Source organism: Sanguibacter massiliensis (assembly GCF_900240335.1).
GTDB lineage: Bacteria > Actinomycetota > Actinomycetes > Actinomycetales > Cellulomonadaceae > Flavimobilis > Flavimobilis massiliensis.
In genome coordinates this window covers 101233-127558 of record NZ_LT964979.1, presented here as the reverse complement: position 1 = coordinate 127558, position 26326 = coordinate 101233, and the positions used below count along the sequence as shown (strand labels likewise).

The window sequence follows — 26326 nt, the reverse complement described above, 5'->3', positions numbered from 1 at the left end:
ACCCGCCCGCGCACCCCTGGGGTGCGGCGTGACCAGCATGGATGCCCTCCGTGACCGGTCGGGGTGCGCCCGGTGACCGGACGAGGACGCGACGGGGGACGGCAGGTGAAGCCGGGTGCGCCGATCATCTGCTGCACGGCGGAGATCCTCGCGAACGTCGCGCTGCGCGACGGTGGCTCACGCACGGGCGAGGACGCGATCAGCCAGGTCGTCATGGACGAGTTCCACTTCTACGCGGACCCGCAGCGCGGGTGGTCGTCGCACTGCTGACGACTGCTGCCGGCGCCCTCCTCGGAGCATGGGCAGCCCGGGACGGGACGCTCTTCGGCCAGGGCTGGGCGCTGTGGGTCGTCGCGGGGGTCGTCATCGTCGACGGAGCCTCGGACCTCGCCGCCGGGATCGGGCTGCTGCACCGGAGGCGCCAGCCGCGCCGCTGACCCGCGGACGACGCCAGCGCCGCCGAACCGTCGTGGCCGCTCCCGGGCGCACGTCCGCGGGCGCGCCGTGCGAGCCGTCAGCGCGCGCCGTGCGGGCCGTCAGCGCGCGCCGCGCTCCGCGGTCAGGCCGCGCACCTCGGGCCACTGCTCGAGGACCCGGGTGGCGAGCCGGCGCGCCGCGCGCCGCCCCGCGGGGACCGTGAGCGACCCGTTGCGCAGCGGGACGAGCGGCACCTCGACCGAGCGGCCGTCGACCACGCAGCAGAGCACGGCCGCCGACGCCGGCAGCGCTGCGTACGGCACGCTGGCGACCTCGACCGTGCGCACCGCAGCACGCGGGACCGTGAGCTCGGCCGCCCCGCCGCGGGCGCCGAGGACGAGACCTCGTGCCGTGAGCGCGAACGGGACGTTGTCGAGACTGCCCCGATCCCAGCCCTGGCCCTGCTGCGCAGCGACGACCTGCGCCGCCTCCGTGAGGAGGGCGCCGACGAACGTCGTGCCGACGTGGGCCGGCGCGTGCGCGGCAGCGAGGTCGCGCTCACGGCGCCGCACCCCGCGCGTCGCGAGCGCGGCGATCCCCCAGAACACGAACGCGAGGACCACGAGGATGGGCAGGGCGATCTGCCAGATCTCGGCGGACCCCTCGTCGAACAGGTCGTCGGACCGCATCGCGACCCTGGCGAGCTGGGCGAGCGCAATGATCCCGATCCCGGCCATCGCCCAGCGTCCGGGGCGTGTCTCGCGCGTGACGTCGCCGCTGCGTGCCGACACCGCTGTCGGCACGTCGTCCCACGACCTGCTCTCGGGGAGCGGCCGCAGCCGCACGCCGCCGAGCGCGGCGACCTGACGCTCGAGGTCCCGCACCCGGTCGGACGGCACGACGAGGAAGGGGAACGCATCGCTGTCCTCGTCGATGAAGCACAGCTCGAGCCCGAGACGGGCGAGCGGCTCGACGGCCGCGGCGGTCGTCGCCTCGTCGCCGACGATGAGGTCGGGGATGCCCGAGAGGTCGAGGGACGCTGCGGCGCCGTCGCCGCGCGCGGCACGCACCGCACCCTCGAGGAAGGTGACGAAGCTCTCCCGGTCGTCCTTCCAGTCCGCGTACCAGGCGCCCGCGCACATCGTCTCGGTGATGGCGCTCACGACGACGTCGCTGGGGGTCCACGCGGGTTCGTCGGGGTCGTCGAGCCACACCTCGGCGGCGAGCACCTCGTCGATCGTCGCGCGCAGGCGCGCCCCGTCGACGACGTTCGCGCACAGCGCGTCCCAGAACGTGCGGTCGATCATCCGCGGATCCGCCATTGTCCCTCCTCAGGGCATTCGCACCGTCATGCTGATTCGCCAGGCATGTCAGCGACGAAGAGCGTAGCGGCTCCCCGGGCCCGCCACTCCAGATGTCCGTCGCACCTGAGACGATGGACCCACCATGAGCACCCGAACCGCGTCACTCGCCGCAGCCCTGCCCGGATCGACCGACCCCGACGCGCTCTTCGAGGCGTTCGAGGAGTGGGCCGCCGGGCGCGACCTCGAGCTCTACCCGGCGCAGTCTGAGGCGCTCATGGAGCTCGTCTCGGGGCAGCACGTCATCCTCGCGACGCCGACGGGCTCGGGCAAGAGCCTCGTCGCGATGGGCGCGCACTTCGCGGCGCTCGCCGCGTTCCAGGCGGGGCGTGGCGGTCGCACGTACTACACGGCCCCGCTCAAGGCACTGGTCTCGGAGAAGTTCTTCGCGCTCGTCGAAGTCTTCGGCTCGGAGAACGTCGGCATGATGACGGGCGACTCCTCGGTCAACCCGGGCGCGCCGATCATCTGCTGCACCGCGGAGATCCTCGCGAACGTCGCGCTGCGTGACGGCGGCTCCCGGACGGGCGCGGACGCGATCAGCCAGGTCGTCATGGACGAGTTCCACTTCTACGCGGACCCGCAGCGTGGCTGGGCGTGGCAGGTGCCGCTTCTCGAGCTGCCCGGCACGCAGTTCCTCCTCATGTCGGCGACGCTCGGCGATACGTCGTTCTTCACCGAGGATCTCGAGAAGCGCACGGGGCGCGACGTCGCGCTCGTCACGAGTGCGCAGCGACCCGTGCCTCTGAACTTCGAGTACGTGCTCGAGCCGCTCGGGGAGGTCGTCGAGGACCTCGTCCACACGCATCGTGCGCCCGTGTACATCGTCCACTTCACGCAGAAAGACGCGGTCGACCGCGCGCAGTCGCTGCTGAGCATGAACGTCGCGACGCGCGAGGAGAAGGCCGCGATCGCCGACGAGCTCGGCGACTTCCGGTTCTCGTCAGGCTTCGGTCGCGTGCTGTCGAAGTTCCTGCGTCACGGCGTCGGCGTCCACCATGCCGGCATGCTGCCGAAGTACCGGCGCGTCGTCGAGCGGCTCACACAGCGCGGCCTGCTCAAGGTCGTCTGCGGCACCGACACGCTCGGCGTCGGCATCAACGTGCCCATCCGCACGGTGCTGTTCACGTCGCTCGTCAAGTACGACGGTGAGCGCATGCGTCACCTCACGGCACGCGAGTTCCACCAGATCGCGGGGCGCGCGGGCCGCGCTGGCTTCGACACGGTCGGCGACGTGCTCGTCATGGCGCCGGAACACGTCATCGAGAACCGCAAGCTCGTCCAGAAGGCCGGTGACGACCCGAAGAAGCTCAAGAAGATCGTCCGCAAGAAGGCCCCCGAGGGCTCGGTCAACTGGACTGACAAGACCTTCGAGCGGCTGCGCGATTCCGAGCCTGAGCCTCTCACGAGCCACTTCACCGTCAACCACGCGATGGTCCTCAACGTCCTCGCGCGCAGCGAGCACGGCGAGGACCCGGTCGGCGCGATGCGGCACCTGCTCACGGCAAACCACGACAACGAGACCGCGAAGGCCAAGCACGTCAGGCAGGTGTTCCGCATCTACCGGTCGCTCCGCCAGGCAGGCATCGTCGAGAAGATCCGCGTGCGCGGGGACGACGGTGTCGAGCGGCCGGGCGTGAGGCTCGTCGTCGACCTGCCGCGCGACTTCGCGCTCAACCAGCCGCTGTCACCTTTCGCACTCGCTGCGCAGGAGCTCCTCGACGTCGAGAGCCCGACGCACGCGCTCGACGTCGTCTCGGTGCTCGAGGCGACGCTCGACGACCCGCGGCAGGTCCTCTACGCCCAGGAGCGGGCGGCCCGCGGCGAGGCGATCGGCGCACTCAAGGCGGAGGGCTACGAGTACGAGGAACGCATGGCGATGCTCGAGGACGTCACGTGGCCCCGGCCGCTCGAGGAGCTCCTCACGCCCGCGTTCGAGTCGTACAAGCGCGGTAACCCGTGGGTGTCCGACCAGGAGCTGCGACCCAAGTCGGTCGTGCGGGACATGGTCGAGCGTGCCTCGACGTTCTCCGAGTACGTGTCGCGCTACCAGCTCGACCGCACCGAGGGTGTCCTCCTGCGCTACCTCGCTGACGCCTACCGGGCGATGCGGCAGACGGTCGCCGCCGAGCACCGCACCGAGGAGGTCGAGGAGCTCACCGAGTGGCTCGGCGAGCTCGTCAAGGGCACCGACTCGAGTCTGCTCGACGAGTGGGAGCGGCTCGCCAACCCGGTCGACGACGACGCTGACACGCTCGTCGGTGACGGTCCTCTCTCGGGGGCGGGCGCGAGCGAGCAGGTCCGGCCGGTCACGGGGTCGCTGCGCGCCTTCCGGGTTCTTGTGCGCAACGCGATGTTCCGCCGCGTCGAGCTTGCCTCGCGTGAGGCGTACACGGCGCTCGGCGCGCTCGATGCCGCCGACGGCTGGGACGCCGACGCGTGGGCCGACGCGCTCGACCCGATGTTCGAGGAGTACGGCGACGACGCGATCGGCATCACCGGCGCCGCACGCTCGCCGCGACTCGTCGAGATGGCCGAGCAGGTCGACGGCAACTCGCGGCGCTGGGCCGTGCGCCAGGTGCTCGACGACCCGGACGGTGATCGTGCCTGGCACATCCGGGCCATCGTCGATCTTGACGCGAGCGACGAAGCTGGCGAGGTCGTGCTGCACATCACGGAGGTCGGCAGCCTGTAGAACCCGCGCACCCCGTGCCCACCGCGGAACACCCAGCAGGCGCCTCCGACCTGCGGGCAGGGTCGGGCTGGCACAGCAGTGCGGGCACACTAGTGCGAGCACACTCGTGCGGGCACACTCGTGCGGGCACACTCGTGCGGGCACAGCCGTGCGGGCACAGCCGTGCGGGCAGGGTCGTGGGGGCACGGCTGTGCACGCAGGACACGCAACCGCATGTGGACGCGGGTCTCGGTGGCACGGACGTGTGCGCTCGACCTCGTCGTCGCGGCCTGGACGTCACCCATCGGGGTAGGGCTCCCCGTCGTCGATCTCGGGGAACCCTGGGTCCCACGGTCTGTCGTAGCCGCCCGGGTCGGAGAAGATCCAGCCGCCTCGCCACGCCATGGCGATGCGTTCGCGGTCGACGTGACGGTGATGGAACCAGCAGAGCACCGCGGCGTTGTCTGTCGACGTACCGCCGCCGTCCGCCCAGTGGCGGCGGGCGTGGTGGATCTCGGAGATCTGGACGGGAGCCGAGCATCTCGGCCAGACGCAGCCCTGGTCACGTGCGACGACTGCCTTCCGGCGCGCCGACGTGAACGTCCGCTGCGACCTGCCGACATCGAGAACCTCCGAGTCCGGTCCGAAGACGACGCGGGTGACCGCGCAGTCCGCCGCGATCCTCTCGAGCACCTGACGCGGGACGGGACCTGAGCCGTCGAGCCACGTCGGTCCGGGGCTGAGCAGCTCCGCGACGACATCCTCAGCACTGCGCTCGTCGACACCGGGTTCCGTGGCACCGTGCCCGGCGAGACCGACGAAGTCGCGCCACGGGACGAGCACCGTCAGGTGCGGCCGGACACCTGCTCCGGCTCCCCCGGCCTCCCCTCGTTCGAGGTATGACCGCACGACCCCTGCGAGCGCGATCGCGCGTCGTTGAGTCGGCCGCAGACCGTCATCCTTCGACGGCACGCCGATCGCAGCATCGAGCGCGGTCGTGAGCATCTGCCCGTGTTCCTCGGCCAGGAACCCCGAGACGTGGTAGCCACCGAGCGTCCGGGAGAGGTCGAGATGCTCACGGTCCTGTGCGTGCCGGTAACCTCGTTCGTCGGCCTCGGGGTCTGCGACCTGCGCGAAGCGCCGGGCGGCCTTGCCGAGGTCACGCAGGTCGAAGCGGGCCGCGACCCCGAGCATCGCCTGCTCCCCCGTGATCTCCGCCCGCTCGCACGTGCACCATCCGCGGTCGGCCGGGCACGACGGGTCGTGCGACGGGTCCGCCCAGGGCACGCGACCGTCGGCTCCGATGCCCGGCACCATGCCGTTCTCAGCCCGGGCCTCGCGGTCTGAGGGCACGGAGTCGTGGGCATCCCCGTCCACTGGACGCTCAGCTGGCAAGGCCTGTTGCGGATACGTCTGCGCGAGCGCGGCGCACCGCTCGTCCGACGTCGGCAGCGTGCGGCTGAGCACCTCGACCTGCGGTGCCGTGAGACGACCGGCCCGTGCGGACCTCAGGGTTGCGGGAAGATGGTCGCGCAGACGGGCCGCTGCCAACGCCTCTCGGCGAGCGATCGCGAGCGACCGATGGTCGTGCCATGCGATCCAGTACGGAAAGCTGCGCACCGTGTCGGCCCGCCACAGGCCGTCAGCCTCGATGCGCCCGAGCCATGCGAGACGCTGCGCACCGAGCTGATCGAGCACGGCGACCGTTCGCCGGGAGGCCTCTGCCGCAAGCGTGGCGGGACCGTCGTCGAGGGCGTACGACGCGATGAGCGCCGCCAGCCTCTCGAGGAGCGTGATCTGACCGATGAGATCCCTCGGCAGCATGCCGCTCGACGCGCACGCACAGGAATCCTCCACGCGAGAGTTCTTCGCGCGCGCTTCCTCGACCTGACAGTTCTCCGCGCGCGCGTCCTCGTCCCACGCACTCTGTTCCTGGGAAGACTCGTTGGCGTCTGCGGCTTGTCGTCCCTTCGCGGCGGCAGCTGACTGCGTGTCCCCTGGCTCCACCGCTGAGGCCGCACCATGTACGTGAGTGGTGCGAGACGCGGCACCAGGACGCGACGCGCCCCGACGACGGATGTGCGGCCGCGCGGCGGGAGCGGCGCCGCGCACGCCGCGGTCGATGAAGTCCATCGCCGTCACCTCCGTCAGCGCTGCATCCTGCGCCTCGTCGTCTCGTCGCGTATCAGATCACGCCGCGTCGCTCACCTGGGGCGACATCTTCAGAGTATCGAACACCTGTTCGACATTCTCCGCTGGACCGACCTCTCACCCCCCAGCTCACCCCGTGCGCGGAGGAAGACGGCTCCTGCGACCTGTCCGTGCCAGGGAGTCGCATGAGGACTGCGCAGAGGGACGATCGTGCGCGAAGCGTGCCCCGCACCACGGCGAGCGGCCCGCCAGTCATCTCGGCCACCAGCACGCTCGAGCACGCCCGACCCCATGCAGGACACGCCCGCTCCGCACGCCGAGCACGCCGCGCCACGCGCGCAGGGCAGGCCCGCCCCGCACCCCGGCCGCCGGGCACGTCGCGCCACGCACGCGTCGCGTCGAAGTTGCTACCGACCTCCCCCTCGCGGTACACCTGCGCGGTGGCCAAGAAGTCGACCCCGTCCGGCACGCCTGCCCTCGTCGCCCTCGATCGCGCGCGCGTCGCCCACACCGTCCATGCGTACGAGCACGACCCGTCGACCGATCTCGGCTACGGCCTCGAGGCCGCCGCAGCGATCGGTGTCCCATCCGCGCAGGTCTTCAAGACGCTTCTCGCGCTCGCCGACGGCCGCCTCGTCGTCGGCGTCGTCCCCGTCGACGGTCGGCTCGACCTCAAGGCGCTCGCACGCGCCGTCGGCGCGAAGAAGGCCGAGATGGCCGACCCCGCCGCTGCAGAGCGCGCAACCGGCTATGTCGTTGGCGGGATCAGCCCGCTCGGTCAGAAGCAGCGCCTGCGGACGGTCGTCGACGAGTCCGCGCTCGACCACGCGATCGTCTACGTCTCCGCGGGTCGCCGAGGCCTCGATGTCGGGCTCGCGCCCGCCGACCTCGTCGCGCTCACGGACGCGACGACGGCTGCCCTCAGTCGCGACTGACCTCCCCAGCGACGAGCCCCCGCACGAGCGCCCCCCCCAGCGCCGCCAGCAAACCTGACCGCCGCTCGCGGTCGAGCCCGAGCACGTCGCCAGACGACCACGGATCCCCGACCGCATCGACGACCCCGACGACACGGCGTGCGGCCGCACGCACGACGAACGCCGCGAGATCACGGACGTCGACGACCTGCACCGCGCGCTGCGCCGTCTCCCGCACGAGCACGGTCCCGCCGCGCGTGAACCGCGCGGGCCAGTAGCCGAACCGGTCGCTGCCGTCGCCGGGCCCGACGATGAGCCCTGGCCGCACGACGAGGAGCCGATCGCTCAGCCTTTCGCGCGTCGCACGCCCGACGACCCGCACGCAAGGCACACGACGTCGGACCCTCCCGCGAGCAGCTCCGTGACGATGGCGCGACCGAGCCATGCCGTGCCACCGAGGACGAGCACGCGGCGCGGCCTCTGCACGGCGTCCGTCACGCGAAGGCTCAGTCCGTCGGCACGATCTCCGCGCCGAGCGGCAGCAACGACACGGGCACGAGCTTGAAGTTCGCGATCCCCAGGGGGATGCCGATGATCGTCACGCACAGCGCGATGCCCGTCGTGACATGTCCGATCGCGAGCCAGATCCCGGCGACAAGCAACCACACGATGTTGCCGAGCGTCGACATCACCTGCGTGCCCGGCTTGCGCACAACCGTCCGCCCGAAGGGCCACAGCGCGTACGAAGCGATGCGGAACGACGCGATGCCCCACGGGATCGTCACGATGAGCACGCAGCAGATGACGCCCGCGACGGCGTAGCCGACGGCGAGCCAGAAGCCGGCGAGGACGAGCCAGATGACGTTGAGGAGCGCGCGCATGCGCCCATCCTAGGAACAGCCCCCGACATCGGCTCGCCGCCCCCGCCACGCCGACGCCGTGCGCCCGAAGCCTCAGCCGATGCGTCGCGCGACCGCGTACCCACCGTCGTCGAACGACGTCTCGTAGACGCCGCCGAAGCGTGAGGCCGCGTACGCGGCGACGTCGTCGGGCGGGTTCCCGCCCCAGCCGGACCACGTGCGGATCGCGACGTACTCGGGCTGGACGTCGGATTCGGTGCCGATCCAGTACACGGTGCGGTCCGAGGTGAGGTGGACGATGAGCCCGAGGTCACTCGCGACGCTCGCCCCGACGGGGATCGACGCGAGCGCGCGCTCGCCCGCCGCGACGTGGGCGGTGCGTTCGTAGGTCGCGGGGTCGACGAGGTCACCGAACGGGAAACGGGGCACGAGCAGCGCCGCGACGACGACGGTGAGCGCGGGCACGGCTCGCGCGAACCCGCGTGCCGCGGCGCGCGACGAGGTGCGCAGGAGCCGCGTGCCGTCGATCGTCGCCGCAAAGACGATCGGCATGAGGATGAGCGAGTAGTGCCAGGTCGAGCCCCAGTAGTACTCGGTGGACCCTGCGTACCGCCAGAGCATCGTCGGGACGATCATGAGGAGGAGCGGCGAGCGCAGCGCCGCGAACGCCGTGACGACGAGCAGCAGGAGCAGCGTCTCGATCTTCACCTCGGGGACGAGGAGGTTCGTGAAGATCCGCCAGACGCCGTCGACGAGTCCGGCGAGGCCCTGTGGAGCGCCTGCGCCGCCCTCCTCGCCGAGCTTGCCCCAGTAGTCGTAGCGGTGCCACGGGTTGAAGATCGGGATGAGGACGAACAGCGTGAGCGTCATGCCGCCGAGCCCGGCGGCGGCCATCTGCCATGCACGTCGTCGTTCGCCCCAGCACCACAGGACGACGCCGAAGCCCGCGACGGTGAGCCCCATGTCCTCCTTGACGCCGAGCAGCAGGAGGAGCCACAGGCAGGCACGGCGCCACTTGCCGTCGAGCGCCGCGGCGAGCCCGAACGCGAGGATCGGGGCCGCGAGCGCGTACTCGTGGAACTGCACGTCGATCGCGGACTGCACGCCCCAGCTCGCCGCATAGGCGACGCCGACGGCGAGGCCCGCGGATCGTCCGAGCCAGCGCCTCGCGGCGTGCGTGAGGGGGACGACGGAGATCGCGACGAGCACCGCCTGGGCGACGAGGAGCGTCACCGGGCTCGGGAACATCCGGTAGAACGGAGCGATGACGACGAGGAGCGGTGACCAGTGGTCACCGAGCTGGATGTAGCCGTCACCCTTGATGTCGACGACGGGCCAGCCGAGCCCGGCCCAGCCACGGATCGCCTGCTCGAAGATCCCGTTGTCCCAGCTGGGCGTGTCCCAGCGGTGCCAGCGGGCGAGGCTCAGCGTGAGGTAGGCGGCGAGCGCGACGACGGCGACCGCGACCGCGGGCCACAGCGACGGGCGTTCGACGCGCGGATCGGCACCTGCGCCCGTCTCGTCCAGGGCCGCGGTCTCGCGAGGAGCCGCCGTCTCGGCAGGGGTAGCCGTCTCGCCCGGAGCGGCGGCCTCGTCGACGAGGGTCGTCGCGTCCCCGCCGTCCAGGGCCGCCACATCGTCAGCAGAGCCGTCAACGGGGGTGTCCGCGGGGGCGTCCGGGGGTCGCACTGTCATGGCGCCTATCTTTGCGCACGGCTGCGGTGGCTTCGACCCGCGCGCTCGCGCCGAGCGACGACTATGCTCGCGCTCGCAGAGGGCGAGCGCGTCATGCTGGCTGCCGCGCGGTGCGGCCCAAGAACAGGTGGTGACCATGCCCGACGGGCAGACAGGCAGTCGGACGCCGCACGACGACGCGCACGAGCAGTCGTCGTCGGACGACCGTGACGAAACGCGCGTCGAGCGTGCCGACCGCAACTGGGACGAGCTGCTCCAGGAGATGCGCATCGTGCAGACGGGCGTGCAGATCCTCACGGGCTTCCTCCTCACGCTGCCGTTCCAGGCTCGGTTCGACACGCTCGACGAGTACCAGCGGACGCTGTTCCTCGGGCTCGTCGTCGCGGCGGTGACGACGACGGGCGTGCTCGTGCTGCCCGTGCGGGCGCACCGCTCGCTGTTCCGACAGGGACAGAAGCAACCTCTCGTCGAGGCGGGCGACCGCATCGCGCGCGCGTGCCTCGTCCTCGTCGGGCTGCTCATGACGGGTGCCGCGGCGCTCGTGTTCGACGTCGTCCTGGGGCGCGTCGAGGGGCTCGTAGCAGCGGGTGCGGTGCTCGTGGGGCTGTCGACGCTGTGGCTCGGGGTGCCCCGCTGGATCGCGCGCCGCTGACCGCGGCCACCGCACTAGGATGACCGGTCGTGAGCACCTGGGACATCGCCGCCGCCCTCGCCCGTCAGGCCGACCGTGTCGCGGCCGCCGCGGAGGCGGCCGGCCGGGCCGCGGACGACGTGACGCTCGCCGTCGCGACGAAGTCCGTCGACGTCGCCCGGACGCTCGAGACCGTTGCGGCCGGTGCGCGTGTCCTCTGCGAGTCACGCGTCCAAGAGATCGTCGCGAAGGCACCTGCGCTCGAGGCGCTCGACGCCCCGCCCCAGGTCCACCTCATCGGCCCGCTGCAGTCGAACAAGATCAATGCGGCGCTGCGGCACGTCACGTGCGTCGAGACCGTGCACACGACCTCGCTCGCGGCGGCGCTCGGCGCGCGCTGCGTGCGCGACGACCGCACGCTCGACGTCCTCGTGCAGGTCAACGTGTCGGGCGAGCCGCAGAAGTCCGGCGTCTCCCCCGACGAAGCGGTCGACCTCGCGCTCGCGGTCGCCGCGACCGACGGGCTGCGCCTGCGCGGCCTCATGACGATCGGCGCGCACTCCCCCGTCGAGGCCGAGGTCCGCGCGGGCTACGCGCGCCTGCGCACGCTGCGCGACGACGTCCTCGCGGCGGGCGTCGTGAGCGCGACCGAACTGTCGATGGGCATGAGCGGCGACCTCGAATGGGCCGTCGCGGAGGGTGCGACGATCGTGCGCGTCGGCACGGCGATCGTCGGGCCGCGCGGCTGACTGCCTCCTGGCGCGCAGCACCGTTCCCGTCGACGTCGCGACCGGCCGACGCCACCACGACCGCCCGTGCCCTACCGCACCTCGCTCGGAAGCGGCATGCGCGAGCGCGTCGTGCTCCAGCCGGTGAGCCACGCACCGCCGACGAGCCCGACGACGAGCACGGCGAGCCAGCCCCACGGGATGACGACCTGCCACGTCGGGTCGTAGAGGACGTCACGGTCGACGCGGGCGAGGACGACGGCAACGCTGACGACGAGCCCGACGAGCGTGCCGAGCGCGACGCCCGTCCCGACGACACCGACGGCCTGGGCCCCGGCGAGCCGTCTTCGCAGCCCGGGTGCCGCACCGATCGCGGAGAGCACCGCGAGGTCGGGACGTGACTCACCGGCGAGCAGGAGAAGGACGAGCAGCGCGGTGCCGATCCCGAGCACGAGCCCGGCCGCGGCCAGGCCTCGCACGTAGGGGCCGTAGGTCGTCGTCGTCCAGTCCTCGACGGTGACGTAGAACGACGACAGCTCTTCCCGCAGCGTGGCTGCGACGGCTGAGCGTGCCGCATCGCTGCTCGGTTCGACGACGAGCCCGACGGGCTCGACGTGGAGCCCCAGCCGGTCGGCGACCGCGGGCGGCAGGATGGTGAGGCGCCCCGCCACTGCAAGCTCGGGCACGTAGGTCGCAGGAAGGGTCGTGGCCTCGCCGACGTTCCCGAAGGCGTCGTGCACCTCGAGGGTCGTCGTGCCGGCGGCCGTGACGACGGCGTCCCGGGAGTCGAGGACGAGGCCGGCACGGAGCGCGGCGACGCCGTCATCCGTCCCGGGCATCCCGAGCGCGGAGAGCGCGGTGCCGTCGTCGACGAGCGTCATCCCTGACCACCCCGGGGCGGAGTGACGCTCCGCGACCCGGGGGTCGCAGCGGGGGTCCTCTCGCTGGGCGCGACGCAGCGCGTCCGTGTCGCTGGAGCTCGTGGGGTCGAACGGGTCGGCGACGATCGGGCAGGCTTCGTCGGGTGCGGTGCGGGCGACGACGATCGGCGTGAGCCCCTGCGCCGCCATCTCCTCGCGCTCCTCCGGGCCGAGGTGCGTGACATCCGTGCCGGGGCCGCGGACGACGACGATGCGCGCACCCGGGTCGGTCTCCCGGACGGTGGCGTGGAGCCGCCGGGCGTCGGCCTCGGCGTCGTTGCCGGGCGCGAGCGGTGGGCGGTGCGTGCCGTTGGCGAGGAGGTCGACGACGACGCGCCCCTCCCCTGCCGCATGGTGGTGCGCGGCGCGCTCGCGGGCGTCGAAGCTCGTCCCGATGACGATCCCTGCGACGAGGGCAGCGCTCGTCACCATGACGGCGGTGACACCTGCGGCCGTGCGGGTCCGGTCCCGTGCGGCGTCGCGCGGCGCGAGCCGCACGGGCAGGGCGGCACCGCGTGCGAGCCTTCCGAGGAGCGTGACGGCGGGTCCGGCGAGGAGCACGGCGCCGAGCGCGAGCCCGAGCGTCCCTGCCGCGAACGGGAGGTCGGAGCCGGTGCGTGCCGCCCAGGCGACGGCCCCGAGCCCGACGACGGCGAGCACACCGCCGAGGATGTCGAGCCGCGCGGGCGGTCGGGGCTCGGCACGCCGTCCGCCGAGGACTGCGACCGGGTCGAGACGCCCGGCAGTGCGCCCGGGCGCCCAGGCAGCGAGCGCGACGGTAGCGACGACGACGCCGCCGACGCCGGCGAGGTACGGGACGGCGTACCGGAGGTCGGTCATGTCGACGCCGCCCGCCCAGCCGGGGGCGACGGCCTCGCCGACGAACGTTGCGGCGATGCCGGCGCCCGTCCCGGCGAGCGCCGCGACGATGCCCTGGAGGGCTGCTCCGAGCATGACGAGGTGTCGGAGGTCGCGCGGCGTCGCGCCCGTGACAGCGAGCAGTGCGAGCTCTCGGGCACGTCGCCGGACACCGACGACGTGTGCGGGTGCGATGGTGAGGACGAGCACGAGGCCGACCCCGACGGCGACGAGTGCGACGGTCCCGACCGCCTCGCTCGTGCGGGTGCCGGCGGGCTCGCCGTAGCCGGCCACGAGGTAGGGCACCTCGGATGCCGCGGGTCGGTTGGCGGCGGCGTCGCGCGACGGGCCGGAGAGGCCTGCCTGGTTGAGCGCGACGAGGTCGCTCCACGCGAGGGGCTGGCCGACGACGAGGTACGTGCCGTCGGGCACCACCATGCCGTCGCTCCCGGTCAGTGGCGCGACGACGGGCTCGGACACGAGCACGCGGGCCCCGACGATCGCGGGGTCGAGGAGGCCGACGACGGTGAGGTCGACGTCGACGTAGCCCGCGCCGGTCGCCGTGATGGCGCGGACCGTGACGACGTCGCCGAGCCCGAGCCCGATGTCGCCGGCCGCGATCTCGCCCCGGGTGACGGGCATGCGGCCGAGGGTCGGCGCCGCACGGCCCGTGGGGTCGGAGGCGAGCTCGCACGTGTCGAAGCCCCGCAGGCTGCCGTCGGCGCGGTCGGTCCACGCGCATCCGCGCAGCGTGACGACCTGCGCCGGGTCGACGGTCCGGGTGAGCGCGGCGAGCCCCGCCTCCGCGCGCAGCTTGTCCGGAGCGGGCGGCTCGTCGAGCGTCGTGGCGACGTCGAGCGCGAGCGGACCGTCCTGGGTGACGGGCCGGACGTGCCACGTGAGCACCGCCTCGACGCCCGAGGGCACGAGGTCGTCGACGACCGGCGGGCGGGCGACCGCGACGGTGCTGAGCGTGAGGAGGGTCGCGACCGCGGCGGGCAGGAGCGTCAGGCCCGCGACGAGCGCGGTGCGGCCGGGGCTGCTCCGGACGTCGCGGCGCGCGACGCGGGCGAGCGCTCGCAGGCGCGCGAGCCTCCCGCCGCGACGGCCGACGGCGTGACGCGAGGCGGCGGCCCGGGGTGCGGGACGGACCCGCTGGGCGACGCTCATCGGACCTCGCTCGGCAGCGGCAGGCGGGAGCGCGTCGTGAGCCAGCCCGTGAGCCAGGCGCCGAGCGGCAGTAGGACGAGCACCACAGCGATCTGCGTCCAGGGCACCGTGAGCACCCAGGTGGGGTCGACGGGCCCGGGCTGCTTGCGCGCCGAGAGGGCGACGTAGCCGAGAGCGACGGCGAGCCCGAGCAGCGCGCCGAGCGCGGTGCCGAGGCCGACGAGCACGCCGGACTGTGCCGCGAGGAGGCGTCGCCGCGTCCGTGGTGCGGCGCCGACGGCGTGGAGGACCGCGAGATCGGCGCGCGCCTCCCCAGCGACGAGGAGGATGACGAGACCAGCAGTTCCGATTCCGAGAACGGCCGCTGCAGCCATGAGCGACACGTCGACGACCGTGCTGCTCAGCTGGCTCCGCACGCCCGGGGAGGCCCATCCGGCGCTCCCGAGCGCCGTGTCGGCGGCAGCCTCGACCGCTGCGGTGAGCGACGCCTCGGACGGGTGGACGACGGCCCCGACGGGAAGCGCCCCGAGCCCGAGGTTGGCCACGACCGTCGTCGGCAGAATGGTCATGAACTGGGTCCGGTCGAGGCCAGGCACGACCGTCGCGGGGATCGACGTCCACGGGATCGCGTCGTCGGGGGCGGGGGCGTCCTCGGTGACGTCTGGTATGACGCGGACGCGCACCGTCCCGTCGTCCTGGAGCAGCGTGCTCGAGGCGAGCGCCGCGCGGCCGTTCGCGAGCACGGCGGAGGCGGCGAGCGCCGCGTCCAGCCCGAGGTCTGCCGACCAGGTCCCGTCGTCGACGAAGACCGACGCGGTCCAGGCACCACCCTCCTCGAGGAACGACGGCGCGCAGCGCGGGTCCTCGCGGGCGAGCCGCCGGTTCTCCGCCGACCCGTCGGGCCCCTCGACGGGCACCCACGGGCACGTCCGCGCCACGTTCGGCGCGACGTCGACAGCCACGCCAGCCTCGGGGGCCGCATCGGTCCCGCCGGCGCGCACCGACGGGGTTGTCACGCGCACGATCCTCGCGTGCGGGTCGATGCGATGGACGGCGGCCTCGACGCGGTCGAGCGCGGCCGTCCCGTCGACGACCTCGGGGTTGACGTAGGCGACGACGGTGCCCTCGCCGGCAGCGGGGGTGGCCGTCGCGCGGGCGTGCGCGATGCCGCTGGTGAGGGAGAGGCTCGTACCGACGAGGACAGCAGCGGCCGCCGCGACGGCGAGGACGGCGGCGACCGAGCGCGAGCGGTTGCGTGTCGCGTCGCGCAGCGCGAGCCGGACCGGCAGCGACGCGCGCGGCGCGAGCACGCGGGCCACCCCGGTGACGAACCCGCCGGCGCTGAGCAGCACCCCGAGGCAGAGCACGACGAGCGCGGCGCTCACGAGGCCGCTCAGTGAGCCGGACAACGCCCAGGCCCCGAGCGCGAGCCCGCACGCGACGAGGCCGAGCCCGGCGACGGTCGTGCGGCGCGACGGCGGGACCTCGCCGCGTCGACCGGCGAGGACACGCACGACGTCGACGCGTCCGGCGCTGCGTGCGGGGACGAGCGCGGCCGTGACGACGAGAGTGACGGTCCCGACGAGCACGAGCACGAGGCTCGCCCACGGGACGGTGACGCTGCGCTCGGCGGTCTCGCCAGCGGGCACGGGGGCGAGATGGACGGTTGCGACGCGGGCGAGCACGCCGACGGTCATGCCGACGACGGCTGCGAGGGCGCCCTGGAGCGCGGCGCCGGCGAGGACGAGCGCGCGCAGCGTCCGCGGTGCGGCCCCGACGGCCGCGAGGAGCGCGTACGTCCGGGTGCGGCGTCGGACGACAACGACCTGGGAGGGCGTGACGATGAGGACGAGGACGAGCGTCGCGGCCACGGTCCCGAGCACGATGACCTCCGTGCTCGGCCCGCTCACCGTGGGCGGGTCGTTCGCGCCGGTCGTGTGACCCGCGACGAGGAACGGGATCGCGTCCCGAGCGGGCGGGTCGGCCGCCGCCGCGCGTGCCGGGCCGTGGAACCCTGCGGCGTTGAGCCGGACGAGGTCCGCCCAGGCGACGGCCGGGTCGGTGATCCGCACGGTCGTCGCGTGCGGCGCCAGGACCGTGCCGTGCCCGGGCCCGACCCGCAGCTCGACGAGGGCGCCGGGTGTGGGGACGTAGGTGCCGACGACGCGCAGTGTGCGGACGTCGTCGCCGATGCGGACGTCTAGCGCGCCGCCGACGACGGCGTCCGTTCCCACGGGCACGACGACCTCGTCCGGGTCCTGCGGCGCCCGGCCCGTGGCGAGGTCCGACGGCTCCGCGAAACCATCCTTCCCGGCCGTGGCGTCGAGGACGAGGAGCGTGCACAGCAGCGCGCGTCGCGCGTCGGCGCCGCCGACGATCACGTCGGAGCATCCGGTCGTCGCCCAGCCCGAGGCGCCCGGGAGCGCGTCGTGCAGGCGTGCGGCGACGTCCTCCCAAGAGGCTGCGGCCCCGGGGCTGCCCACGAGCACGCGCTGCGCGTCGGTCGGCCCCGACTGGAGCACGGGCGCGCCGGCCCACGTGAGCTCGGCCTCGACCCCCTCACCGAGGACGAGGCCCCCGACGCCCGGCGTCGTGTATGCGGTCTGCACGACGAGCGCCATCGAGACGACCGCGACGACAACAGCAAGAAGTCCGGCGACGAGCAAGGTGCTGCCCAGGTCACGTCGGGCGTCGCGTCGGGCGAGGCGGATCGCGACACGCCACCGCGTACGCGTGCGTCGCGCGCCTGCCGACGCGAGTGCGTCGGGCGCGTCTGCGGCCGTGGCCGCGGGCGCGGGCGAGGGCGCGGGCCCACCGCCGGTAGGAGGGGCTCCGAGCGTCACGCGTCACCACCCGGGCGGGTGCCCGCGAGAAGGCTCTCGGCGCCCGCACGGCGCCCGGTCCCGTCGACGACGACGCCGTCGCGCAGGAAGATCGTGCGGTCGGCCCACGCGGCGAAGCGCGGCTCGTGCGTGACGAGGAGGCCCGCGGCCCCGGCGTCGACGCGGGCGCGGAGGACGCCCATGATGGCCTCTCCCGTGACGGAGTCGAGCGCACCCGTGGGCTCGTCGGCGAGCCCGAGGCTGCGGCGGCCGACGAGGGCTCGCGCGATCGCGACGCGCTGGCGCTGGCCGCCCGACATGTCGTCGGGGAAGCGGTCGGCGAGCTCGGGGATCTCGACCTCTGCGAGCGCAACGAGCGCGGCCTTGCGGGCACGGCGCGCGGAGACTCCGTCGAGCTCGAGCGGCAGGGCGACGTTCTCGGCGGCGGTGAGCGCGGGCACGAGGTTGAAGTCCTGGAAGACGTAGCCGATCTCGCGGCGGCGCAGCGCGGCGCGCTGCGTGGCGCCGAGCCCGCTCATGGGGGTTCCTGCGATCTCGACGACGCCCGTGTCGGCGGTGTCGAGGCCGCCGGCGATGTTGAGGAGGGTCGACTTACCGGAGCCTGAGGGGCCCATGACGGCGACGAGCTCGCCCGCGTGGACGTCGAGGTCGACGCCGTCGAGCGCGTGGACGGCGTTCTCGCCTGTGCCGTGGGTGCGAGTGACGGCGCGCAGAGAGAGGACGGGGGTGGTCATCGGTGGCCTCCGGCCGAGGTGTCGGTCGTGCGCGCGGCCGCGGGGGCGGGGGCGCTCGTGGGAGCTGTGGTGGTGGCGCGAGTGCGGGCTGCGCGGGCGAGGCGGGCCTCGACGTGGTCGAGCCACCGCATCTCGGCCTCGGCCTGGAAGACGAGGCTGTCGAGGACGAGGGAGAACGCGAGCTCGGCGGGCTCGGTGCCGGCCGTCGTCGTGCGCAGGCGTGTGTAGTCGTGGAGGGCGCGCATGGTCTCGGTGCGCTGGAGCTGGACGACGGCGCTGACGTCGACGCCGGGGACGGTGACGGCGAGGGCGAGCTTGATGGCGAGCTCGTCGCGCGCGGGGGCGCCGCGGCGGACGGGAGTCGTCCACCAGGCGTCGGCCTCGGCGCGGCCCGCGTCGGTGAGGTGGTACTCGACGGTGCCGGTGTCGGCCGTGACGGCCTCGTCGACCCCGACCTCCCCCTGCGGGGCCGGGGCGACGAGGCCGTCGCGGACGAGCCTCTGGAGCGTCGTGTAGACCTGCCCGACGTTGAGGGGCCAGGTACCTCCGGTGCGGCTCTCGAACTCCTGGCGGAGCTGGTAGCCGTGCATCGGCCGTTCGGCGAGAAGGGCCATGAGCCCGTGGCGGACGGACATCCGCACCCCCTGCATACTCGGTATGGTCACATCGACAGCTAAGAGATACCCGGTATGCACATGCTGAGTCAAGCGCGACACCTCCGGTCCGGCCGCGCCCCGGCGCGCAATGGTCAAGCACGCTTGACACACGCGTCTATGTCAAGCACGCTTTCCATATCAAGCTACCTTGACACAGGAGGTCACGTGACCAGCACCGCTCCCCGGAGCCCCTGATGCGCAACGACGTCCGCACGCTCCGCGAGGCCGCAGGCCTCTCCCAGGCCGCGCTCGGCGCCGCCCTCGGCGTCTCCCGTCAGACCGTCAACTCCATCGAGAACGGGAAGTACGACCCCTCGCTCCCCCTCGCGTTCGCGATCGCCCGCCACTTCCACCTCACGATCGAGGAGATCTTCCATGTCGACGACTAGCCGCACGACCCTCGTCCAGGGCGCCGTCGGGCTCGCGTGCGGGCTCGCCGCCGCCATCACCCTCGTCCTCCTGCTCACCGCCAACGGGCAGGACTCCATGGCGAAGGGGGTCGCGTTCGGCGGCGGCACCGTCCTCGTCCTCTTCTGCGTCGCCGTCGTCCGCGCGCTCCGCAACCCGGCCGGGCTCACGGCCGCCGAGCGCACGATCACCGGCCGCGCCGACGAGCGCGACACCCGGCTCGTCGAGAAGTCCTTCGCGACGACAGGGCTCGTCGCGATCGGCGCGACGAGCATCGCCACGGTCGCGCTCGCGCTCGACGCCCCCGTCGTCCCCGTCATGGCGGTGCTCCTGTGGCTGCTCATCGGCACGCTCGTCGTCACGAGCGTCGTCGTCGCCCGACGCGGCTGAGCATGCTCCCCGACCCCTCCGGACGCGGCGACGGCCCGGGACCCCCCAGGGTCCGGGCCGTCGCCGCACCCTGAGAAGCGCCGTGCTCGCGTCAGAACTGCGCGGCGATCCCCCGCAGCCGCGCGACGTACGCGGGCCAGTCGACGCCGTCGGGGACGTTCCAGGCATCGTCCCGCGCGAGCCCCACCGCACCGTCGACAAGCTCGCGCACGACGTCCATCTGGCCGGCGTGCCGCAGCAGGTCCGCGAGCAGGTGGTCGAGCACGAGGCCGAGCGTCGTCGACGACCTCTCCGCAGGCCACCACGGGACGACGCCGGGGGTGCCCGGACCGAGGTCGAGCGTCGGCCGGACGTGCGCGTGCACGTCGCGGACGAACCCGACGACCACCGAGGCCGGAACCTCGACGGGCACCCACCAGTCCGCCTGCGGGTCCGTGTCGTACGCGTCGAGCGGCACGCTCACGGGCGACGGCTCGCCCGGCCAGGGCCGGCCGAAGCAGTCCCCGAGGTAGCCGAGCTCGACGTTCGCACAGTGCCGCAAGGCCCCGAGCAGCGTGAAGCCCGTCGGGGTCATCGGCGTCCGCAGCTCGCGCTCCGAGAGCCCCTCGGTCTTCCACACGAGGGCGTCGACGACGCGGTCGAGCCGGGCGCACGACCGGACGAACGCGTCGTCGACCGTCACGGGACCCGCGCCGTCCACTCCTCCGTCGAGAACTTCGTCTCCGCAAGCTCGGCCGCGCGAGCACGCTCGGCGTCGGTCACCACGCCCGGCACGGTGTCGTAGCGGCTCGCGAAGTAGTCCTTGAACGCCTCGATGACGTCCGCACGGGCCATGCCCGACTGCGAGCGCAGCGGGTCGACGCGCTTGTTGGCGCTCTTCGTGCCCTTGTCGCTCATCTTCTCGCGGCCGATGCGCAGGACCTCGAGCATCTTGTCCGCGTCGATGTCGTAGGCCATTGTCACGTGGTGGAGCACCGCTCCCCCGACGAGCCGCTTCTGCGCGGCGCCCGCGATCTTGCCGGCAGGGGACGCGATGTCGTTGAGCGGCTTGTACGTCGCCTCGATGCCGAGGGAGCCGAGCGCGCCGAGCACCCAGTCGTCGAGGAACGCGTAGGACTGCTCGAAGCTCAGGCCCTCGACGAGCGAGCTCGGGACCGTGAGCGAGTACGTGATGGTGTTGCCGGGCTCGATGAACATCGCGCCGCCGCCCGAGATCCGGCGGACGACGGTGATGCCGTGCTTCTCCGCGCCCTCGGGGTCGACCTCGTTGCGCAAAGACTGGAACGAGCCGATGACGACCGCAGGTGCGCCCCACTCCCAGATCCGCAGCGTCGGGCGTCGTTCGCCGCGGTCGACGCTCTCGGAGATCGCCTGGTCGAGAGCCATGTGCATCGCGGGGCTCTGCGGGCCCTCGTGGACGATCTCGAACGTGTGGTCGTGCCAGCCCGTCGCGTGGCCGAGTGCTCGGCGCACGGCGATCGCGACGGCCTCGGCGGAGAACCCGACCATCGTCACCGAGTCGTCGAGCACCCCCTCGACCGCGCGCGCGAGCTGAGCGACCGAGGCGGTCGCCGGCATGCCGACGAGCGCCGCGTCGATGTCCTCAAGAGCTGTGTCCGGCTCGAGGAAGAAGTCGCCCGAGACCGCGACCTGCGCGAGCCTCTCGCCTGCCTCGTCGGTCTCGACGTCGACCGCCACGAGCTTGCCACCGGGAACCTTGTATTCGCCTCTCACAAGGCCCCACACTACGTCCGCGCGAGGACGCCCGTGCCGTGGCGTGGGTCACGCTCCGCAGGTCAGCGGGGCTCGACGCCCGCCTTGAGGAGGCCGTAGACGGCCGAGTCAGTGAGGGCCTCCCACGAGGCCTCGATGAGGTTGGGGCCGACGCCAACGGTCGACCACGACGTCTCGCCGTCGGTCGTCTCGATGAGGACGCGCGTGATGGCGTCGGTGCCGAGGGAGTTGTCGAGGATGCGGACCTTGAAATCGATGAGCTCGAACTCCTCGAGCTCGGGGTAGACGCGCAGGAGCGCCTGGCGCAGCGCGTGGTCGAGCGCGTTGACGGGGCCGTTGCCCTCGCCGGTCGAGACGATGCGTTCGCCGCCCGCGGTGAGCTTGACCGTCGCTTCCGAGGACGTGTCGGCCCCGCGCGAGCCGTGACGCTCGACGATCGAGCGCCACGACTCGACCGTGAAGTAGCTGAGGCGCGTGCCGGAGACCTCCTCGCGCAGGAGGAGCTCGAAGGAGGCGTCGGCCGCGTCGAACGTGTAGCCCTGGGCCTCAGCGTCCTTGACACGGTGTGTGACGCGGCTGAGCAGCTCGCTCTGGCCCGCGAGGTCGAAGCCGAGCTCGCGACCCTTGAGCTCGATCGACGCACGCCCCGCCATGTCGGAGACGAGCATGCGCATGTCGTTGCCGACGAGGCGCGGGTCGATGTGCTGGTAGAGGTCGGCGTCGACCTTGATCGCGCTCGCGTGGAGTCCGGCCTTGTGCGCGAAGGCGCTCGCCCCGACGTAGGGCTGGCGGCCGTAAGGCGAGATGTTCGTGTGCTCGGAGATCGCGTGGGCGATGCGGCTCGCCTCGGCGAGCCCGTCGCCCGCGAGGACGGGACGGCCGAGCTTGAGCTCGAGGTTGGCGACGACGGTGAGGAGGTCGGCGTTGCCGGTGCGCTCACCGTAGCCGTTGACGGTGCCCTGGATGTGCTCGGCACCGGCGTTGACGGCCGCGATCGTGTTGGCGACGGCGCAGCCCGAGTCGTTGTGGGCGTGCATGCCGAGGCGCACGTCGGGGCCGAGGGCGTCGCGCACCGCGCCGACGATCTCGGTGACCTGATCGGGGAGCATGCCACCGTTCGTGTCGCACAGGACGACGGCCTCGGCGCCCGCGTCGGCGGCAGCGCGGGCTGCCTCGAGCGCGAAGGCGGGGTCGAAGAGGTAGCCGTCGAAGAAGTGCTCGGCGTCGACGAAGACACGGCGTCCCTCGCTGACGAGGAATGCGACGGTGTCCGCGATCATGGCGAGGCCCTCGGCACGCTCGGTGCGCAGCGCGCGCTCGACGTGGCGGACGTCGGACTTCGCGACGAGCGTGATGACGGGTGCGCCCGAGTCGAGCAGCGCGCGCACCTGCGGGTCCTGCGACGCGACGATGCCCGCCTTGCGGGTCGCTCCGAACGCCGCGAGCACCGCGTGGCGCAGCTCGAGCTCCTTGGCGGCTCGAGCGAAGAACTCGGTGTCCTTGGGCACCGCGCCCGGCCAGCCGCCCTCGATGTAGCCGACGCCGAGCTCGTCGAGCAGCGGGGCGATCGCGAGCTTGTCCGCGACGGACAGGTTCATACCCTCCTGCTGGGCACCGTCGCGCAGCGTGGTGTCGTAGACGTCGAAGCCCATCGGGACTCTCCTCGTGTCGGTGGTCGGGGTCGACCGTGGTGTCGTGACCAACAAAAAGACCCCCCGGAAGGTACGGGAGGTCTGCGCGCCGAGCCGGGGCCGGGCGCGCTACGCAATGATGAGGGTGAAGCAGGTCACAGAGGGATGATGCCACACCCCGGAGCCCGAGACACGGGTGCCCACCTGGTGGACCTACGACCTTCGGTGGCGGACGAGAACCTCACGTTCCACGAAGTGACCCTTCACCCGCGTTCAACGCGCGCGCCCGAGCTTTATCCCTTAGGTTCGCCATGCACATGTCGTTCGCGCGCACGCACGGGCGCGCCGCATCTCACCAGGGGAAACATTGAAGACCTTCACCAAGCGCGCCGTGACGTCGCTCGCGACGCTTGCACTTGCAGCTTCCGGGGCGCTCGTCGCGACCGCTCCCGCCCACGCAGCCGCCACACCCACGTTCACCGGACTCTCTGTCTCCGGTATGAAGTCGTCGTACACGCTTTCGTCGAAGACCAAGGAGTACGCCTTCACGGTCAACGTCAGCGGCACGGCCGCCGACAGCAGCGTCGTCACCGATGACAACGGCGACGGCCTGAGCGTGCTCTACAAGCCATACGACTCCGAGTTCTACGGGCCGAAGGTCAGGACCCTCTCCTCGAAGGTCAAGGACCCGTCCCGCCCGTCGATCAGCACCTACCCGGACAACATCGTCACGGGAGCGAACACGTACAAGCTCCGGGTGTCCGCCTACACGAGCCCCGGGGTCTACGAGCTCGCGATCCCCGTGACGCAGCAGAACTGGACCGTGTCGCCCTACGGCAAGGTCACGAAGATCGTCAAGAAGAAGGTGACGATCAAGGCGCACCCCAAGCTGAGCCTCGCTCAGACGACCTACTACGCGCCGAGCTGGCGGGTCGGCAAGACCGCCACGATCACGTTCAACGCTCCTGCCTACCAGCACGGTGGCAAGGTCACCCTCTACTACAAGAAGAAGGGTGCCAAGAAGTACACGAAGATCGTCACGAAGTCGCTCGTCGCCAAGAAGGGCTCGTACTGGGCAAAGGCGGTCCTCAAGACGAAGAAGCTCACGAAGACCGGGCACGTCTACTTCAAGGTCTCGTCCGTCAAGTACGCGAAGGGCTACAAGACCAAGGCGCAGAAGATCACGGTGAAGCGCCGCTGACCCGCGCCTTCACGGAACACGAATGCCCCGGCTCTCCCACGAGGAGAGCCGGGGCATTCGCCTTCGACGGCGCGACGTCAGACGAGCCGGTGCATCCATCCGTGCCGGTCGGGCCGGCGGCCGTTCTGGATGTCGGTGAGCTCTTCGCGGATCGACATCGTCAGCGCGCCCGACGTGCCGTCACCGACGGTGAGGTCAAAGTCGGCGCCCGCGAGCCGGCCGATGGGCGTGAGCACGGCGGCCGTCCCGCACGCGAAGATCTCGGCGATCGAGCCGTCGCGCAGGCCGGTGAGGACCTCATCGAGCGTGATCGTGCGCTCGTGGACCCCGATGCCGCGGTCGGCGACGAGCTGGAGGATCGAGCGACGGGTCACGCCCTCGAGGATCGAGCCCGTGAGGGAGGGCGTCGCGACGGATCCGTCGGCCCCGACGACGAAGATGTTCATGCCGCCGAGCTCTTCGAGCGTCGTGTTCGTCGCGGCGTCGAGGAAGGCGACCTGGTCGCAGCCGTTCGCGTAGGCCTCCTGCTGCGGGAGCAGGCTCGCGGCGTAGTTGCCGCCGCACTTGGCCGCGCCCGTGCCGCCGGCACCGACGCGGTGGTAGTTCTGCGACACCCAGATGGAGACCGGGTTGACGCCCTTGGCGAAGTACGGGCCGACGGGTGAGGCGATGACGAGGTACTCAGCCTCGAGCGTCGAGCGCACGCCGATGAACTTCTCCGACGCGTACATGAAGGGACGCAGGTAGAGGCTCGCCTCGTCGCCCGTGGGGATCCACTCGCGGTCGACGCGCACGAGCGCCTCGATCGACGCGACGAAGTCGTCGACGGGGAGCTCGGGCAGGGCGAGGCGTCGGGCGGACGCTGCGAACCGCTCGGCGTTGGCCTCGGGCCGGAAGGTCCACACGGAGCCGTCGGCGTGCTGATACGCCTTGAGCCCCTCGAAGATCTCCTGGGCGTAGTGGAGGACCGCGGTCGCGGGGTCGAGCTGGAGCGGGCCGTACTTCTCGACGCGGCGCTCGGCCCAGCCGCCGTCGGCGGTCCAGCGGGCACGGGCCATGTGGTCGGAGAAGACGGTGCCGAAGCGGGGCGCGGCGAGGGCCGACGCCCGCTCGTGATCGGGCGTCGGCGTGTCCGTGAGGGTCACGTCGTAGGCCGCGGCGAGGTCGGAGATCTGCGTGGGGGTGGTGCTGTCGTTCATGAGGGTGGCCTTTCACCGGGCGGGCGCGCGGGACGCGCGCCCGCCACCAACGGACGTTACCGGGTGAGGACGGCCGAGGGCACGGGACCCGCTGGGGTCACTCGGCCACGCGCTGCGCGAGGTCGGTGCCGATCTCGGCCGTCGACCGTACTCGGGTACCGCGCTCGACGAGGTCGGCCGCGACCGCGGCCGTGACCTTCGCCGACTCGGCTGCGTAGCCGAGGTGGTCGAGGAGCATCGCGACGGAGAGGACGGTCGCGGTGGGGTCGGCCTTGCCCTGACCGGCGATGTCCGGGGCGGAGCCGTGGACCGGCTCGAACATCGAGGGGGCGGTGCGGTCCGGATTGATGTTTGCGGACGCCGCGAGACCGATGCCACCCGTGATGGCGGCGGCCTGGTCGGTGAGGATGTCGCCGAAGAGGTTGTCGGTGACGATGACGTCGAACCTCGAGGGGTTCGTCGTGAGGAAGATCGTCGCGGCGTCGACGTGGAGGTAGTCCGTCGTCACGTCGGGGAACTCTGCGTTGACGGCCTCGACCGTGCGACGCCACAGGTGGCCTGCGTGGACGAGGACGTTGTGCTTGTGGACGAGCGTGAGGTGCTTGCGCGGGCGCGCGGCGGCGCGCGCGAAGGCGTCGCGGACGACGCGCTCGACGCCGAAGGCCGTGTTGACGGAGACCTCGTTGGCGACCTCGTGGGGCGTGCCGGTGCGGATCGAGCCGCCGTTGCCGACGTACGGGCCCTCGGTGCCCTCGCGGACGACGACGAAGTCGATCTCGCCGGGCTCGGCGAGCGGCGAGCGCACGCCCGCGAAGAGCTTCGCGGGGCGCAGGTTGACGTAGTGGTCGAGCGCGAAGCGCAGCTTGAGGAGGAGGCCGCGCTCGAGGACTCCCGACGGCACCGTCGGGTCGCCGATGGCGCCGAGGAGGATCGCGTCGTGGCCGCGGATCGCGTCGAGGTCGGCGTCGGTGAGGGTCTCACCGGTCGCGTGCCAGCGCTGCGCGCCGAGGTTGAAGGCCGTCTGCGAGACCGTCGCGTCGGTGCCCGTGAGGGCAGCCTCGAGGACCGCGAGGCCCTGCTCGACGACCTCGATGCCGATGCCGTCGCCCGCGACGACCGCCAGGTTGATGTTGCTCGTCATGCAGGGGATC

23 protein-coding genes are annotated in these 26326 nt (G+C 72.4%); 9 read left to right on the top strand and 14 right to left on the bottom strand.

The annotated features are described in order from the left end of the window. Positions 1–72 precede the first annotated feature (72 nt). Both C1729_RS14230 and C1729_RS00545 read left to right on the top strand, forming a co-directional pair. Positions 73–270 (top strand): hypothetical protein, encoded by a 198-nt coding sequence (locus C1729_RS14230; RefSeq protein WP_129590614.1) that lies wholly within the window; start codon positions 73–75, stop codon positions 268–270. Next, the gene (locus tag C1729_RS00545; RefSeq protein ID WP_102507801.1) at positions 252–437 is read left to right on the top strand and encodes a hypothetical protein; all 186 of its coding nucleotides are present in this window, start codon (positions 252–254) and stop codon (positions 435–437) included. The genes C1729_RS14230 and C1729_RS00545 overlap by 19 nt, the downstream gene beginning before the upstream one ends. Positions 438–536: 99 nt before the next feature. Here C1729_RS00545 and C1729_RS00540 read toward each other — a convergent pair whose 3' ends face one another. Further along, positions 537–1739, bottom strand: a complete 1203-nt coding sequence (locus C1729_RS00540; RefSeq protein WP_129590613.1) for a DUF6630 family protein — start codon at positions 1737–1739, stop codon at positions 537–539. Positions 1740–1863: 124 nt separating this feature from the next. On the opposite strand from C1729_RS00540, the gene C1729_RS00535 reads away from it, so the two are divergent. Beyond that, entirely contained in the window at positions 1864–4473 is a 2610-nt protein-coding gene (locus tag C1729_RS00535; protein ID WP_102507797.1) for a DEAD/DEAH box helicase, read from the top strand. A 276-nt stretch (positions 4474–4749) separates the two neighbouring features. Here the strand turns inward: C1729_RS00535 and C1729_RS00530 are convergent, their stop codons facing one another. Then, positions 4750–6309, bottom strand: a complete 1560-nt coding sequence (locus C1729_RS00530; protein WP_165375377.1) for an HNH endonuclease signature motif containing protein — start codon at positions 6307–6309, stop codon at positions 4750–4752. A gap of 734 nt (positions 6310–7043) precedes the next feature. Between C1729_RS00530 and ybaK the strand changes: the two genes are divergently transcribed. Next, positions 7044–7538 carry a Cys-tRNA(Pro) deacylase gene (gene ybaK / locus C1729_RS00525; protein WP_242493653.1) on the top strand — a complete coding sequence of 165 codons (495 nt, stop codon included), beginning with the start codon at positions 7044–7046 and terminating at the stop codon, positions 7536–7538. Here the strand turns inward: ybaK and C1729_RS00520 are convergent. The 3 genes from C1729_RS00520 to C1729_RS00510 all read right to left on the bottom strand — a co-directional run bounded on the left by C1729_RS00520 (position 7525) and on the right by C1729_RS00510 (position 10072). Beyond that, on the bottom strand, positions 7525–7899 hold the full coding sequence (locus C1729_RS00520; protein WP_102507793.1) for a Rossmann-fold NAD(P)-binding domain-containing protein: 375 nt from the start codon (positions 7897–7899) through the stop codon (positions 7525–7527). The genes ybaK and C1729_RS00520 overlap by 14 nt on opposite strands. 124 nt (positions 7900–8023) lie before the next feature. After that, complete coding sequence (locus C1729_RS00515; RefSeq protein ID WP_102507791.1) at positions 8024–8398, bottom strand: YccF domain-containing protein; 375 nt, start codon at positions 8396–8398, stop codon at positions 8024–8026. Between the two features lie 72 nt (positions 8399–8470). After that, positions 8471–10072 carry a DUF2079 domain-containing protein gene (locus C1729_RS00510; protein ID WP_165375376.1) on the bottom strand — a complete coding sequence of 534 codons (1602 nt, stop codon included), beginning with the start codon at positions 10070–10072 and terminating at the stop codon, positions 8471–8473. 136 nt (positions 10073–10208) lie between these two features. Here C1729_RS00510 and C1729_RS00505 point away from each other — a divergent pair, with 136 nt between their 5' ends. Then, entirely contained in the window at positions 10209–10724 is a 516-nt protein-coding gene (locus C1729_RS00505; protein ID WP_102507787.1) for a DUF6328 family protein, read from the top strand. 29 nt (positions 10725–10753) lie between these two features. Next, positions 10754–11452, top strand: a complete 699-nt coding sequence (locus tag C1729_RS00500) for a YggS family pyridoxal phosphate-dependent enzyme (protein ID WP_102507785.1) — start codon at positions 10754–10756, stop codon at positions 11450–11452. Positions 11453–11523: 71 nt separating this feature from the next. Here the strand turns inward: C1729_RS00500 and C1729_RS00495 are convergent, their stop codons facing one another. From C1729_RS00495 to C1729_RS00480, 4 genes are read right to left on the bottom strand one after another with little or no spacing between them, the layout of a single operon-like run. Continuing rightward, entirely contained in the window at positions 11524–14379 is a 2856-nt protein-coding gene (locus C1729_RS00495) for an FtsX-like permease family protein (protein ID WP_102507783.1), read from the bottom strand. Further along, positions 14376–17222, bottom strand: coding sequence for an FtsX-like permease family protein (locus C1729_RS00490; protein WP_102507781.1), 2847 nt, complete (start codon positions 17220–17222; stop codon positions 14376–14378). The genes C1729_RS00495 and C1729_RS00490 overlap by 4 nt, the downstream gene beginning before the upstream one ends. Beyond that, the gene (locus tag C1729_RS00485; RefSeq protein ID WP_102507780.1) at positions 17219–17956 is read right to left on the bottom strand and encodes an ABC transporter ATP-binding protein; all 738 of its coding nucleotides are present in this window, start codon (positions 17954–17956) and stop codon (positions 17219–17221) included. Before C1729_RS00485 ends, C1729_RS00490 begins: the two co-directional genes overlap by 4 nt. Then, the gene (locus C1729_RS00480; protein WP_102507779.1) at positions 17953–18591 is read right to left on the bottom strand and encodes a PadR family transcriptional regulator; all 639 of its coding nucleotides are present in this window, start codon (positions 18589–18591) and stop codon (positions 17953–17955) included. The genes C1729_RS00485 and C1729_RS00480 overlap by 4 nt, the downstream gene beginning before the upstream one ends. Before the next feature lie 215 nt (positions 18592–18806). On the opposite strand from C1729_RS00480, the gene C1729_RS00475 reads away from it, so the two are divergent. After that, positions 18807–19001: a helix-turn-helix transcriptional regulator gene (locus C1729_RS00475; RefSeq protein ID WP_102507777.1), complete on the top strand. Its 195-nt coding sequence runs from the start codon at positions 18807–18809 to the stop codon at positions 18999–19001. Then, positions 18988–19410: a hypothetical protein gene (locus tag C1729_RS00470; protein ID WP_102507776.1), complete on the top strand. Its 423-nt coding sequence runs from the start codon at positions 18988–18990 to the stop codon at positions 19408–19410. The genes C1729_RS00475 and C1729_RS00470 overlap by 14 nt, the downstream gene beginning before the upstream one ends. 91 nt (positions 19411–19501) lie before the next feature. On the opposite strand, the gene C1729_RS00465 is transcribed toward C1729_RS00470, so the two are convergent. From C1729_RS00465 to cimA, 3 genes are all read right to left on the bottom strand, one after another. Then, positions 19502–20092: a mycothiol transferase gene (locus C1729_RS00465; RefSeq protein WP_102510436.1), complete on the bottom strand. Its 591-nt coding sequence runs from the start codon at positions 20090–20092 to the stop codon at positions 19502–19504. Next, the gene (gene lplAB, locus C1729_RS00460; protein WP_102507773.1) at positions 20089–21144 is read right to left on the bottom strand and encodes a lipoate-protein ligase LplAB; all 1056 of its coding nucleotides are present in this window, start codon (positions 21142–21144) and stop codon (positions 20089–20091) included. The genes C1729_RS00465 and lplAB overlap by 4 nt, the downstream gene beginning before the upstream one ends. A gap of 62 nt (positions 21145–21206) precedes the next feature. After that, the gene (gene cimA / locus C1729_RS00455; protein ID WP_102507771.1) at positions 21207–22796 is read right to left on the bottom strand and encodes a citramalate synthase; all 1590 of its coding nucleotides are present in this window, start codon (positions 22794–22796) and stop codon (positions 21207–21209) included. A 346-nt stretch (positions 22797–23142) separates the two neighbouring features. On the opposite strand from cimA, the gene C1729_RS00450 reads away from it, so the two are divergent. Continuing rightward, positions 23143–23976, top strand: coding sequence for a hypothetical protein (locus C1729_RS00450; protein WP_102507769.1), 834 nt, complete (start codon positions 23143–23145; stop codon positions 23974–23976). A 77-nt stretch (positions 23977–24053) separates the two neighbouring features. On the opposite strand, the gene C1729_RS00445 is transcribed toward C1729_RS00450, so the two are convergent. Both C1729_RS00445 and C1729_RS00440 read right to left on the bottom strand, forming a co-directional pair. After that, positions 24054–25175 carry a branched-chain amino acid aminotransferase gene (locus C1729_RS00445; protein WP_102507768.1) on the bottom strand — a complete coding sequence of 374 codons (1122 nt, stop codon included), beginning with the start codon at positions 25173–25175 and terminating at the stop codon, positions 24054–24056. Positions 25176–25272: 97 nt separating this feature from the next. Next, positions 25273–26316 (bottom strand): 3-isopropylmalate dehydrogenase, encoded by a 1044-nt coding sequence (locus tag C1729_RS00440; RefSeq protein WP_102507766.1) that lies wholly within the window; start codon positions 26314–26316, stop codon positions 25273–25275. Positions 26317–26326 lie beyond the last annotated feature (10 nt).